The following is a 13,287-nucleotide window of genomic DNA, read 5'->3' as shown; positions in this document are numbered from 1 at the left end:
CTGTATTGGATCGTTGCGATTACAGCGATATATCCTTAAATGTCTCCAGCATAGTTTCCATCTTCATACCGCGAGAACCTTTAAATAAAATATAATCTCCAGGCTTTATAATACTCCGTAAAGCTTCAATAGCTTCCTTATGTCCGGCAAAAGCCTGAACCTCTTTTATTCCATGCTCACGGGCGGCATCGGCAATATGTTTTGCGAGTTTGCCCACAGTTAGAAGAACTTCAATTCCTTTTTCCGCGGCTATTTTGCCAATTTTGTGGTGAGCCTCGATAGCGGCTTCACCTAATTCTAACATATCACCAAGAACCGCTATTCTGCGGCCTTGACTAATGCTAGCCAGAGTATCAAGCGCAGCCGTCATAGATAATGGACTGGCGTTGTATACATCATTAACGACCGTATATTCGCCATATTTCTGTACTTCAAGCCGCATTGCGCCAGGTACGAAACTAGCGATTCCGGCTTGTAACTCGCTAAGTTTGAGGCCTAGCTCCCACCCAACTGCGATAGCGGCTAATGCATTGTAAACATTGTGTATGCCAACAGCATGTAAAACAATTGAAACAGAACCGCGCGCACTTAAACAATCAAAGCGTGTAACTAATTGACCATTTTCTCCACTGACAATGTTTTCTGCACGAACAGAGGCGCCGGGATTTAATCCATAAAGTACTACCTTCCCCCGGGTTTTATTTTGCATGGCCAATACATAGGGATTATCCGCATTAAGTATTACTAAATTATCATGACCTATAGCTTCCACAAGCTCGGCTTTAGCTGCAGCAATATTATCAAGCGAACCTAGTATTTCCATATGCGTTTCCCCTACGTTGGTTACTACTCCTACCGTAGGCAGCGCAATTTCTGCCAACTCCTGAATTTCCCCCCGAGCCCGCATACCCATTTCTACTACAGCGGCTTCATGACTTTGTTCAAGCTTTAATAACGTTAGCGGCAAACCTATTTCATTATTAAAGTTAGCTTCTGTTTTAAGAACTTTAAACCTACTGCCTAACACGGCAGCTAACATGTCTTTGGTAGTAGTTTTCCCATTAGACCCAGTAACGGCAATTACGGGAATAGTAAAACGCTCCCTATGAAATCTTGCTAATTGCTGCAACGCGATAAGCGTATTTTCGACCTCGATTACGGTAACATCCTCAGGAACAGTAACAGATTTACTGGCAATTACCCCAGTAGCTCCTCTTTCTGCAGCCTGACCGGCGAATTCATTCCCGTCAAACCGCTCACCTACCAAGGCAACAAATAAATTTCCAGGTTGAATATTCCTAGTATCAGTAGATACGCCCTTAAACATTTTATTGCCTTTAGCGTTTATCAGCCGCCCCCCGGTTGCTTTTAATATTTCAGTTAAACTAAAATCAGCCATTTACATTCATCTCCTTGATGACCTCTCGTGCTACCTGCCTGTCATCAAAATCAATAGTTCTTTCTTTTAATATTTGATAGGTTTCATGGCCTTTACCGGCAATAAGTACAATATCCTGCAACTCGGCCAGCTTTATTGCTTTGGTAATTGCTTGGCGACGGTCAGGAATAACTTCATACATTTTGCTGGTACCATCTTTAACTAATGTTTCTTTAATGCCTACTTCAATATCCGCTAATATTTTTTCTGGCTCTTCACTCCGCGGGTTATCTGATGTGGCTATCACTATATCACCGTATTTAATGGCAAGACCACCCATAATAGGCCGCTTTGTGCGGTCACGGTCGCCACCACAGCCAAATACCACAATAATCTTACCTTTGGCAAGCTGCTTTGCGGTTGTAAGCACATTTTCTAAACCGTCAGGCGTATGTGCATAATCAACAATAACGGAAAATGATTGACCGGCCTGAACAAGTTCAAAACGTCCCGGAACGCTGGTAAACTTCTCAAGAGCCTTTTTCACAGTTTCCGGTTTAACGCCTTCCGCCAATGCGGCTCCGACAGCTGCTAACACATTATAAACATTAAACATACCTGTTATGGCCAGATTAAGCTTCATTATGCCAAAGGATCCTTTGATATCGAAACTAGCCCCTGTTGCCTTAACATCAACGTTAGTAGCAGTTAAAGCTGCATCCTTGTTAATCGCATAACTAATAACCGGGCAAGTTGAGTATTTGGCCATAATAGCACCGGCATTATCGTCAAAATTTATTACCGCGGTTTTACCTTTCTTGGTACTGTTGGATTGGCTTAGCCGGCGAAACAGCTCTGCTTTAGCTTCGGTATATTTCTCGACAGTTTGATGGAAATCCAAATGATCTTGGGTCATGTTAGTAAAAATACCTACGTCAAACTCGCATCCGGCTACTCGGTTAAGCACTAGAGCATGTGAAGACACTTCCATTATCGCATATTCTACTCCGGCAGCTACCATTTCCGCCAATGTTTGCTGTAATTCAATAACATCCGGCGTAGTGTTCTTTACCGGCAGTACTTTATCATCGATCAACGTTTGAATAGTTCCAATAAGCCCCACCTTGTGACCGGCTTCCCGTAAAATAGTACGAATCAAATAAGTCGTCGTCGTTTTACCATTAGTGCCTGTTACACCAATCATTCTTAGCTTATGACCGGGATAATCAAAAAAGTAAGGTACGATGGCCTGCATGGCAGCCCGGCTGTCACTAACTTTAACTATAGTTATATCATTGGCTGATAACTCGGGAACATCTTTTTCAATAACTACAGCTACAGCGCCCCGCCTAGCGGCTTCTGCTGCAAAATCATGTCCGTCAACATGAGCACCAGGCAAACAAAAGAACAGTGTCCCCGGAATTACTTTACGTGAATCGTGAGTTACTGTCTCAATAGTTCTATCGATTCGGCCCTTAACCTCAGGCTGCATCAATAATTTCAGTAGTTGTTCTAAATTCTTGACCATTTGATTTCCTCCTGCCCAAATATAGAAAAATTTACTTAGTTTAGCAATCTCTTATTTTATTTTTACCAATATTATTGCTTTTAACGCTTTTACTCAAAATAGGTACTAATACTTGTTCCTGCTGATACTTTGCTGCCAGGCAGAGGGTCTTGTTTTATAACTTTCCCACTTGCGCCTACCGGATTGATAACAAGCCCCAGTTCCGCCAAGACATCCGATGCTTCGCGCTGGGTCCGCCCTGTTAAATCGGGTACCGTAACCTCGCCCGACGAATATCTTGACGTCAGGGTATACAAAAGTACTCCACCGCCCGCGGGGATGCGGCTTCCTGGTTTAGGAATCTGGTCTGCAACCCTATCACCCGACTCCTCAACCCTGGGGTTTAAACCAGCCTTTTGCAGCTCCTTAATTGCTTCAGGTACACTCAGATTAATTACACTGGGAACTAATACATGTGCATCAGCGTTACCAGTTTTCGTCGATTCTGTAACCTGCGGATTTACCTTTAAATATTGTAATACATCTTTCATTACAGCGCTAAATACCGGAGCAGCGATTTGCCCGCCGTAATACAATCCAACAGGCTCATCAATAATAACCAACATCGCTACTTGTGGATTATCGGCAGGCGCAAACCCAACAAATGATGCAACATATTTATCAGGAAGATAGCCGCCTGCTCCAACTTTTTGCGCTGTACCGGTTTTACCGGCAATCTTAAAGCCTTCAATATAGGCATTTTTACCTGATCCTTGTGAAACTACCGATTCTAATATATCCTTAACTTGCTTTGTTATTGAAGTATCAAGTACTTGCCGGACAACGTCAGGCTGAAAACCTCTGATAACTTGGCCGGATTTATCTTTAACTTCTTTGACAATTTGAGGCCTTAGCAATTTACCGTCATTTGCTACTGCGGCTACCGCCGTTACCAGTTGTACAGGCGTTACAGCAATACTTTGACCAATAGACATAGTAGCAATATTTATGGGTGTAGCCTTGGCACGGTCAATCATAATGCCTTTGGCTTCTCCCGGTAAGTCAATATTAGTGTGCTGACCAAAACCAAAAGATTCAATATAGCGGTAGAATGGGTCACGTCCTAAGCGTAATCCTACATTCACAAATCCAACGTTGCAGGAGTTTTGAACTACTTCAGTAAAACTCTGGCTGCCATGGCCGCCATGTTTCCAACAGTGAATATTTCGTCCCTGAACTTCGACTTCACCCGGATCAAAAAATCTTTCTTCAGGTTTAACAATATGCTCAGACATAACTGCCGATGTCGTAATAATTTTGAACGTTGAACCAGGCTCATAAACATTCGATACAGCAATATTCCGCCACAATTTCGGTGAGAATTCACTGAACTTATTAGGATTATAATCTGGCCTGTTAGCTAATGCCAAAATCGAACCATCACGAGGATCAATAGCGATAATAGTAGCCGCCTTGGCCTGGGTTTCCTTCATTACCTTTTCAAGCTCACGCTCAACAATTTGTTGAATAACTACGTCAATTGTTAGATAAACATTGTGTCCCTCTACTGGCGGAACAAACCGATGGGAAGCATGAGGAATCTCTCTTCCTCGTGCATCATATTCAACAACAATACTCCCTGAACGGCCTTTTAAGTAACTGTCAAACGTCATTTCCACACCGTCAAGTCCTTGACTGTCAATCCCATTAAACCCTAAAACATGAGCTGCTAAATTATCGTAAGGATACTGACGCTGACTTTCTTGAGTAAGGCCAATTCCTGGAAGACTAAGCATCTGTATTTGACGAGCTGTTTCGGTGTTAATTTTGCGTTTTATCCAAGTAAAGGCCTGACGCCGTTTTAATTTGTTTTTAAGATTGTTTTCATCTAATGCCAAAATAGCAGCCAGTTTGGCTGCTGTCTCTTCAGGATTACGTATTTCGGCTGGTATCGCATATACAGATTCCGTGCTGACACTGACTGCAAGTTCACGGCCATTCCTATCATAAATAATGCCACGTTTGGCCTCAACTGGAATTTCACGTATGCGCTGATCCACAGCATTCTCCGCTAGCCAACTACTCTTATAGAACTGGAGATATAGTAAGCGACCAATCAACCCCATCATAATTACCGATATCAAAAGAAAAAGGAATGCCACCCTTTTCCTGATGGTAACATGCGAAACAGATGCCACTTATGTATCTCCCCCATCATCTAAATTACCGCCCTTTACTCGCCTCCGCTTTGTTGACTTTAAACGCACTTAACATCTTATCAGCTACCCCTTCAGTCTTAGCAGCGACAGGCTGAGGCTGACTGGCTGCAGGAGCAGTTGCCGATGCGTAATAAGCGTTCTTAGGCATAACTAATCCCAACTCTTTTGTCGCGATTTCTTCGATACGCTGCGGCGACTTAAGTTTGGCAATATCCAGCCGCAAAAGTTCATTTTCCTTTTCGACTTTTGCAACTTGGCTTTTAACTTTTACCAAATCATAACCGGCTTGAACAATAGCAGCACTCTGCATGGTTGTAACCACAGCCATTACAGTCGCAATAACTACTAATATCAAGCACTTAGCACGCAGCCGTTTGTCGGCTTTTTTTACAACCTTGGGCGCAGGCGAAGCGGCTTCTTGTTCATATACATACATTTCTTGCTTTTTATGTACTAACATTTTTATTGTTCCTCCCCACTATTTAGAACAATTCCCAGATTATAACTTTTGTGCTAGCCTAAGTTTAGCACTGCGAGCCCTTGGATTGTTTTCTAGTTCGTCGGCCGATGGTGGAATTGGTTTGCCTAATACCTTGACTTTAGCCTTGGTATTGCAAACACATATCGGCAACTGTGGCGGACAAATACACGTTTTGGCTAACTCCTGCAAAGTTTGTTTAGCGATTCTATCCTCTAGCGAGTGAAAAGTTATTATACCGATACGTCCACCGGGTTTTAATCTTTCAACCGCCGTAATAAATGTATCACGTAGAATTCCCAATTCATTATTTACTTCAATTCTGATAGCTTGAAATGTTCGTTTTGCAGGATGTGGACCATCGCGACGCGCCCCGGCAGGTATAGCTTTTTTTATAATATCTACCAGTTGCCCGGTTGTCTCAATACTGCCTTTCATTCTATCTTCAACGATAAATTTAGCTATCCGTTTCGCCCATCGTTCTTCGCCATACTCAGTAATTATTTCAGCCAATTGTTGCTCTGTATAAGAATTTACGACATCATAGGCTGAAAAATTGGCATTGGGATTCATGCGCATATCAAGCGGCGCATCCTGCATATAGGAAAATCCCCGTTCGGCAACATCAAGCTGATGGGAAGAGACCCCTAAGTCAAACAATATGCCGTCAACTAAACCTGTATCTAATTCATCAAGAACCAAACCTAAATTTTGAAAATTATTCTGAACAATACTTATTTTGCATGCCGACTCTGCCAACCGCTGCTTACCGGTATTGACTGCTGCCGGATCTTGATCAATACCAATCAACCATCCTGTTGCTGCTAAGCGTGAGGCCAAACGCATTGAATGTCCAGCCCCCCCCAACGTACAATCCACATAGATACCCTGCGGGTCGGAAAAGATACCTGAAACGCTTTCCTCCAGCAACACACTGGTATGTTCAAAATTAAATTCTTGCACTTAGACCACTCGTTTCAATTATAATTAAATCCCTAAATCGGCAAGGTTCTCGGCTATTTCGGCCACTGTGGGACTAATTTGCTGGTTATACTTGTCCCAAGCACCTTTATCCCAAATTTCAATTCGGGTAGATACGCCAATAACCACAACATCTTTTTCCAGATTCGCATGTTCACGCAAATTAGTCGGCAATAACACCCTGCCTTGTTTATCACATTCCAATTCAGCTGCCCCCGAAAAGAAAAAGCGTACAAAAGCTCTTGCTTCTGGTTTGGCTAATGGTAGTTTTTTTAATTTTTCTTCTAGGATAGCCCACTCGCTTTGGGTATATACAAATAAACAGTTATCAAGTCCTTTGGTAGCAATAAATATTTCTCCCAGTTCTTCACGAAATTTAGCAGGGAGAATCAGCCGTCCTTTGTTGTCAACAGTATGTAAGTATTCACCCATAAACACGGCTGTCATCACCACCACAAAGATAACTCATCCACTTTTCACCACTATACACCACTTTTTAGTCTATTCTGGGCAAAAAAAAAAATTCCTGCCTAAAATTTGCAGGAATTTAAAAAAACAATAAATGGAGACTTAAGTCCTATAGCCAACTCATCAATTTCTTATCAAACCAAATCGTTCCAATACCGGCGCACCATTAAGTCTGATAAAAAAACTCCGAAAAGTCTGCTGACCTCTAAATATAGGAATACGCTCCAGTGCGTAAGGATTACTGTCAATACCAGCCTGCCCATACCTGATGGTAAATGCCGCCCTATAACCCGCCTGTTTTACCATTTCTTCCACTTGTTGATTATAGGCCCCAGTAGGATAAGCAAAGTATCTCACTTTAGTTCCCAATTGTCTTTCAATTTCTTTACGTGAGTTTACCAATTCGTCCATAGCCTGATTTCGGGGAAGATTAGTAAGCGCAATATGAGATACTGTATGCGACCCAAAGACAAAGCCATCCTGTTGCATCTGCCGTATTTGATCCCAAGTCATAAACCGCTCATCGTGCCCGACCAAATCAGTAACAATAAATATCGTTGCAGTAAAACCATACTTTTTCAAAATAGGATACGCATTAGTATAGTTATCAAGATATCCGTCATCAAACGTAATTAATATTGGCTTCTCCGGTAATTCTTTATCATGATTAAAATAGGCCATAAGGTCATCTGGCGTAATGGTAGTATAGCCGTTTAGTGACAAATACGCTATTTGCTCTTCAAATTCCTGAGGAGGTATAGATAGAGCATGATAAAATGTATCGATCTTATGATAATTCAAGATAGGAACATCAGCAAGAGCTGTACTTTCGAAACGATTAACATTGCGTCCAGCGACCACCGCAGTAGTGCTAACGGTAGACGATGCTAAAATTAATAAAAAAATTAGACCAAGAATAATAAGACATCCCTGGCGCCGGCTAAAGCGGGACACCACATCTCCTCCTAAAATCCCCGGCCATTATTCCGGGTTAATTTATTACGCCAAAACAAAAGGACTCCGCCCAAAACAATAGAAATTGCACTTATGATTTGCGCTAAACGCCACCCGTTTAGCATCTCGCTATCAAGCCGAAATTCCTCAGTAACCACACGACCTGCAGAATAAAAAATTATATATAATAAAAATAGACTGCCTGACGCTATTTTGTTCGGTTTTTTGGCCGCTATCCAACTCATCGCGAATAGTAAAATAAATATTAATAAATTCCAAAGGGACTCATATAAAAAAGTGGGATGAAAAAAATCGAACTGCTCATAGCCAATCGGTCGATAAACATAATCAATATAAATTCCCCAGACAACATCAGTAGGATACCCAAATGCATCCTGATTAATGAAATTTCCCCATTGTCCAATCGCATATCCTAAAATAAGACCAGGCACAACTAGGTCAGCCCAACGCCAAAAAGAAATTTTATTCACTTTGGAATATAGCAAAATAGTGAGCGTAACTCCAATTAAGGCACCGTGAATCGCTAACCCTCCATGCCAAATTTGGAAAATTTCATTCGGTGCATCTGCATACAATGGCCAATTTACCATTACATAATAAAGCCTGGCGGCAATTATTCCCATAGGTATGCAGTAAAGTGTCAACTCAAGCAATTTATCCGTATTTTCTTTATGCAAACGGATATGATACAAATTAATTAAATACGCAATTATTATGGCAACTGATAAAATCAAACCAAACCAACTAAAGTTAAGCATTCCAATCGAACAAGCAATTTTTCCCATGTACACTCCTAATGCCGTCAGATTTGCATATAAAGTACATAAAAACTAAAATGCAGGCGATAATAAAAGCATCGTACGACATTCCCTAAATTCATAATAAAGTCATGACAACCATTAGTCAAGTATGATATAATTAATTGTCTTACCAACAAATTCCATAACAATTCAAGGAGGCTAGAGAATGACTATTACTAAAGAAATGAGCATTGTCGAAGTTGTACAAAAATATCCTCAAACAGTTCAAGTATTTCGCAATTTTGGCATGGGCTGTCTGGGCTGCGCTGCTGCCCGTTTCGAAAACATCGAACAAGGTGCCGCTGCCCATGGTATTGATATAGCTGCTTTAGTTGCCGACTTAAACAAAGCAGTAAGTGAATAATTGTAAAAAACGGGCTAATGCCCGTTTTTTTTTTGTGCTACATACATTTTACCACAACAATTCCCGACGCCGCTTCATAATCGAGAGCCAATTGGGTATTCCCGATTTCCAGAACAAAAGCAGGAAATGTTTGTATCATCTCAAGTTCCATCCCTGGCAATAAGCCAAATACAGTAAGCTTTCTCAAACTTGCAGCATCGCGGGCAGCTATCCCCACAATTTTGCCTTTTTCACCAGCTTTAAGTGTAGTGACAGATTGTTCTATCATCTTATCCCCTCACCTTTAGAATGCAAATAAACTAAGTACTCTATGTACGAAAGCCGCCGAACCAAAAGCTATCAAAACAATCAATATTACCATAGTAACAGCAGTAACCATACCCCGTTCTTTAGCCATAACAGCAAACTGTGCAATACAAGGAACAAACAAGGTAATAGCAATTGCAGCAATTACTAATTGAGTATCGGTCAATTTTCCTGCAATCGTCAAGTCATACAATCCGGCCGCACCATAATCACGGCGGAAAAAACCTAGAAGAAATGTTTGAGCAGCTTCCGGCGGTAAACCAATAAATAACATCGCAGGCTCAAAACATTGGATTAATTCATTCAAAATACCGCTATAATCTCCTACCCACAGCACTACACTTGTGATAATAAATACAGGTAATATCTCCATAAAATACCAGGACATTCTGCTATAAGCTTTCTTCACGACATTAGATAATAACGGCAGCCTAAGTGGTGGTATTTCCATATAAAAAGCGCTTCGTTTACCTGGTACCAGCTTAGCACTGATCCAACCTATAGAAATAAAAACCACCAGCATATACATACTCCAAATGGCAACTGCGGCAGTATTATGCGATAACAGGGCAAGCACCACACCCAATTGCGCCGAACAGGGTATCGTTAACGATAGTAAAAAAGTGGCTAATAGCCGTTCACGCCTGCTTTCTAATGTACGCGTAACCATAACAGCCATTGTGCCGCAGCCTAGCCCTAACGTTAGCGGAATTATGGCTCGCCCATTAAGTCCAAAATAACGAAAGGCTGCATCAACGAGCATAGCCAGCCGAGGTAGATAGCCTGTATCTTCAAGTATCGCAAAGACAAGAAAAAAAGTTCCGACAATGGGTAGAATAATAGCTGTCGCGTAGCGAAATCCCATAGTAAAAATACCAAATTCCCCTACCAACAATGAGTTTACCCAGTCCCAAGGAATAAACGTTCGGGCTAGTCGTTCTACAAACGGATTAATTAAGGGTACAAATACGCTGTTATTTATATAATCTACGAGATAACCTGCACCAAATTTACCCACAAACTGATATAAGCCAAAATATAAAACAAAACATAGAATCGGAATTCCTGTCACCGGACGCCTGGTTACCTTACCAAGCCAACCTGCTAGAGTCCTGGCAGGCTGCCTCCTCAGTTTTGCATACTTCACAACTTTAAGTACTATTTCATCGGTAACAACCTGTAATTCCGCTGCAATCATAGCCTGAAGGCCAACCTTGTATTTTACTGATAATTCTTTAATTACAGCATCAATTTCTAGCCATTCCTCTTCCGTCTGCGCCATATCAAGTGTCATTTGGTCACCTTGCAGCAACAATAAAGCGCTGACTCGTTTACCCAATCCATAGTGACGTGTTAACCGTCGGCTAATCTTAACAACGGCTTGCTCAATTTCTTCCTGTAAAGTAAAAACTTTAGGAATAGCTCTCTTGTGGTTAGCAATTGCTTGTTTAAGATTATCGAGCCCTATCTTTTTAGCAGCACAAGTAGCGATAACTGGAATCCCCAGCACTTCTCCTAATAGTTTTATGTCAATTAACATCCCCCTATCTTGGGCTTCATCCATAATGTTTAGATCAAGTATAACAGGTAAGCCGGCAGCTATAAGCTGCAACGTCATAATAAGCATGCGTCGTATATTTTTAGCATCAATAACATGGACAACTACCTCTGGCACTTGGGTAGTTAATAACATCCTGGTTACTTTTTCTTCATCAGTTATCGGGATTAACGAATACATACCCGGTGTATCAATAACTTCAAAATGTTTTTTTCCACATTTTAAACGGCCTATAGAGATATCAACCGTAGTTCCCGGATAATTAGATACAGCTACATAGCTGCCTGTTAAATAGTTAAATATTGCACTTTTACCGACATTAGGCGAACCGACTAATACCACCTTTGCTGCTGTATCGTTCATTGCTGAAATCCCCCGCTTGTTTGAAGAAAATATTATTGATACTTCCTATGCTTAAGAATGCGGGTATATGCGTTTGTCAGGCAAAATAAAAATCCCGGTCATGTAGACCGGGATAAAGTTAAACTATCTTTTCTAGTTTAGCAGCAATATTGGCTTTGGGCATATAACCCATTATTTTTTCTACTTCGTCACCACTTTTGAAGACAATCATTGTTGGCAAACTCATGACACCATACCTTTGTACCAGTGACCGGCTTTCGTCCACATTGACTTTGGCAACCTTGATTCGGCTATCCATTTCTTGTGCCAGCTCATCCAGAACCGGTGCCAACCTAGTACAATAACCACACCACGGTGCCCAGAAGTCAACAATCACGGGAATAACCGAGTCTAAGACTTCCTCTTGAAAATTATTTTCGTTGGCATTGACTACAGTCGCCATCAGACAGTCCCCCTTTAACTAATTTCTTATATATCCTGTTTGTGGTTGCGAAGTTCAGCTAATACACAATTTTTATCAACCACATTAAGACCAAGTTCTTTAGCCAAGGCTACTACATTGGCAGCGTTGGAACCAGGCTGCAGCCAAACATTCTTAATTCCTAATTCCGCGCAATTATTTATTATCTGTTCACTAATCTTCGCCGGAACTACAATATTCACAACCTCAGGCGTAATCGGCAAATCACTAAGCGCCGGATAGCATCTATCACCAAGTATTTCGTTTATGCCCGGGTTTACTGGATACACATTGTAGCCTGCTGCCTTCAACACTTTATAAATCTTACAACCATATTTTTCTGTGTTATCAGTAGCTCCTACAACCGCCCAATGTTTCAGTTTCAGCATTGACTCAACATGACTCACAGAGCATCCTCCTTACCGTTATTTTACGGCATCAACCCTTAAATCATTCCTCAACGACTGTTACTTTATTCATTACATCGCCTTGATTGATTTGATCGACTACATCCATACCTTCAATAACTTTTCCGAATACAGTATGTACGCCATCCAGATGAGGTTGTGGTTCGTATACAATAAAGAACTGGCTACCACCGGTATTTGGACCGCGGTGTGCCATAGATAAGGATCCCCGTTCGTGTTTATTCGGATTACCTTTGGTCTCACAAGGAATGGTATACCCCGGGCCGCCGGTACCGTTACCCTGAGGGCAGCCACCTTGCGCAACAAACCCTTTAATTACGCGGTGAAACATTAATCCATCATAGAAGCCTTCTTTAATCAGCTTTTCAAAATTTGCTACTGTTTTAGGGGCATCATCCTCAAACAGCTCAATAACTACATTTCCTTTATCCATTTCGATAATCGCTTTTTTCAAATTGTATCCCTCTCTTAAATAGAATTATTTTATTATAACATAGTTAGTTATAACTTGGCAAAACTGGAAAATCACAAATAAAAATACTCCTTCTGCATAGAAAGAGTATTATAATTATTTATGTAACCCAAAATGTCGTCACTCAATATGTTCAAAACCTGCCCGCTAGCAGGTGGGCGCTTTGTAGTTATGGTTTTGCCTTCCACTCTCAGGAGGCCCGGCAGCTGCATAACATCAAACTCCCCATGTAAATGAGTCGGTTGAACATATAAAAGATTAACGAGCACTTCAGGCATTTTCCGTTCGACATATATATCTTATCATGACCTTCACACTAGCTCAAGAATGAAAACAACGCAAAAAGCTGAGTTTTTCGATTAATATACTAAGTTACTCTTAAAAATACCGTTATATCTTGATTATACGTAGGCGTAAGTTATTTGACTTTACGGATATTTTGCTATTAACTTTGCTATCCACTCAAATTTCTAATCATTATAACAATCCATGTTATCTTTATCACTTGCCTATACGTAATCTAATTACTT

Annotated in this window: 14 protein-coding genes and 1 other RNA gene; 1 reads left to right on the top strand and 14 read right to left on the bottom strand. The window is 41.1% G+C overall.

Annotation, left to right across the window (positions count from 1 at the left end; all coding sequences use genetic code 11):
* Nucleotides 1-19: 19 nt before the first annotated feature.
* The 8 genes from murF to lgt all read right to left on the bottom strand — a co-directional run bounded on the left by murF (nt 20) and on the right by lgt (nt 8,791).
* Entirely contained in the window at nt 20-1,399 is a 1,380-nt protein-coding gene (murF, locus tag SRRS_RS11230; protein WP_371368832.1) for a UDP-N-acetylmuramoyl-tripeptide--D-alanyl-D-alanine ligase, read from the bottom strand.
* Entirely contained in the window at nt 1,392-2,906 is a 1,515-nt protein-coding gene (locus tag SRRS_RS11225; RefSeq protein WP_371368831.1) for a UDP-N-acetylmuramoyl-L-alanyl-D-glutamate--2,6-diaminopimelate ligase, read from the bottom strand. The genes murF and SRRS_RS11225 overlap by 8 nt, the downstream gene beginning before the upstream one ends.
* Nucleotides 2,907-2,995: 89 nt before the next feature.
* On the bottom strand, nt 2,996-5,083 hold the full coding sequence (locus SRRS_RS11220; protein ID WP_371368830.1) for a stage V sporulation protein D: 2,088 nt from the start codon (nt 5,081-5,083) through the stop codon (nt 2,996-2,998).
* Between the two features lie 25 nt (nt 5,084-5,108).
* Nucleotides 5,109-5,564, bottom strand: a complete 456-nt coding sequence (gene ftsL / locus SRRS_RS11215) for a cell division protein FtsL (RefSeq protein ID WP_371368828.1) — start codon at nt 5,562-5,564, stop codon at nt 5,109-5,111.
* A gap of 39 nt (nt 5,565-5,603) precedes the next feature.
* Nucleotides 5,604-6,545: a 16S rRNA (cytosine(1402)-N(4))-methyltransferase RsmH gene (gene rsmH / locus SRRS_RS11210; protein ID WP_371368826.1), complete on the bottom strand. Its 942-nt coding sequence runs from the start codon at nt 6,543-6,545 to the stop codon at nt 5,604-5,606.
* Nucleotides 6,546-6,569: 24 nt separating this feature from the next.
* Nucleotides 6,570-7,001 (bottom strand): division/cell wall cluster transcriptional repressor MraZ, encoded by a 432-nt coding sequence (mraZ, locus tag SRRS_RS11205; RefSeq protein WP_371369796.1) that lies wholly within the window; start codon nt 6,999-7,001, stop codon nt 6,570-6,572.
* Between the two features lie 153 nt (nt 7,002-7,154).
* Complete coding sequence (locus tag SRRS_RS11200) at nt 7,155-7,985, bottom strand: polysaccharide deacetylase family protein (protein ID WP_371368824.1); 831 nt, start codon at nt 7,983-7,985, stop codon at nt 7,155-7,157.
* Between the two features lie 11 nt (nt 7,986-7,996).
* Nucleotides 7,997-8,791, bottom strand: coding sequence for a prolipoprotein diacylglyceryl transferase (gene lgt, locus SRRS_RS11195; RefSeq protein ID WP_371368822.1), 795 nt, complete (start codon nt 8,789-8,791; stop codon nt 7,997-7,999).
* A gap of 181 nt (nt 8,792-8,972) precedes the next feature.
* On the opposite strand from lgt, the gene SRRS_RS11190 reads away from it, so the two are divergent.
* Nucleotides 8,973-9,170: a DUF1858 domain-containing protein gene (locus tag SRRS_RS11190; protein WP_371368820.1), complete on the top strand. Its 198-nt coding sequence runs from the start codon at nt 8,973-8,975 to the stop codon at nt 9,168-9,170.
* Between the two features lie 37 nt (nt 9,171-9,207).
* Here SRRS_RS11190 and SRRS_RS11185 read toward each other — a convergent pair whose 3' ends face one another.
* The 6 genes from SRRS_RS11185 to ssrS all read right to left on the bottom strand — a co-directional run bounded on the left by SRRS_RS11185 (nt 9,208) and on the right by ssrS (nt 13,037).
* A complete protein-coding gene (locus SRRS_RS11185; RefSeq protein WP_371368818.1) occupies nt 9,208-9,438 on the bottom strand; it encodes a FeoA family protein in 231 nt (76 codons plus the stop codon).
* Nucleotides 9,439-9,453: 15 nt separating this feature from the next.
* Nucleotides 9,454-11,397, bottom strand: coding sequence for a ferrous iron transport protein B (gene feoB, locus SRRS_RS11180; RefSeq protein WP_371368816.1), 1,944 nt, complete (start codon nt 11,395-11,397; stop codon nt 9,454-9,456).
* A 118-nt stretch (nt 11,398-11,515) separates the two neighbouring features.
* Nucleotides 11,516-11,839, bottom strand: coding sequence for a thioredoxin (trxA, locus tag SRRS_RS11175; protein WP_371368814.1), 324 nt, complete (start codon nt 11,837-11,839; stop codon nt 11,516-11,518).
* 26 nt (nt 11,840-11,865) lie between these two features.
* A complete protein-coding gene (locus SRRS_RS11170) occupies nt 11,866-12,264 on the bottom strand; it encodes a CoA-binding protein (RefSeq protein ID WP_371368812.1) in 399 nt (132 codons plus the stop codon).
* 43 nt (nt 12,265-12,307) lie between these two features.
* Entirely contained in the window at nt 12,308-12,739 is a 432-nt protein-coding gene (locus tag SRRS_RS11165; protein WP_371368810.1) for a peptidylprolyl isomerase, read from the bottom strand.
* 120 nt (nt 12,740-12,859) lie between these two features.
* Nucleotides 12,860-13,037: non-coding RNA, 6S RNA (gene ssrS / locus SRRS_RS11160), on the bottom strand.
* Nucleotides 13,038-13,287: the final 250 nt, after the last annotated feature.

Source organism: Sporomusa rhizae (assembly GCF_041428845.1).
Lineage (GTDB): Bacteria > Bacillota > Negativicutes > Sporomusales > Sporomusaceae > Sporomusa > Sporomusa rhizae.
This window is presented reverse-complemented; position numbering and strand designations above follow the sequence as displayed.

What these genes read in the sequence shown, in the direction of transcription:
- SRRS_RS11185 (WP_371368818.1), bottom strand. Translation starts at nt 9,438, where the DNA reads ATGATAGAACAATCTGTCACTACACTTAAAGCTGGTGAAAAAGGCAAA.
- murF (WP_371368832.1), bottom strand. Translation starts at nt 1,399, where the DNA reads ATGGCTGATTTTAGTTTAACTGAAATATTAAAAGCAACCGGGGGGCGG.
- SRRS_RS11225 (WP_371368831.1), bottom strand. Translation starts at nt 2,906, where the DNA reads ATGGTCAAGAATTTAGAACAACTACTGAAATTATTGATGCAGCCTGAG.
- ftsL (WP_371368828.1), bottom strand. Translation starts at nt 5,564, where the DNA reads ATGTTAGTACATAAAAAGCAAGAAATGTATGTATATGAACAAGAAGCC.
- feoB (WP_371368816.1), bottom strand. Translation starts at nt 11,397, where the DNA reads ATGAACGATACAGCAGCAAAGGTGGTATTAGTCGGTTCGCCTAATGTC.
- lgt (WP_371368822.1), bottom strand. Translation starts at nt 8,791, where the DNA reads ATGGGAAAAATTGCTTGTTCGATTGGAATGCTTAACTTTAGTTGGTTT.
- SRRS_RS11190 (WP_371368820.1), top strand. Translation starts at nt 8,973, where the DNA reads ATGACTATTACTAAAGAAATGAGCATTGTCGAAGTTGTACAAAAATAT.
- trxA (WP_371368814.1), bottom strand. Translation starts at nt 11,839, where the DNA reads ATGGCGACTGTAGTCAATGCCAACGAAAATAATTTTCAAGAGGAAGTC.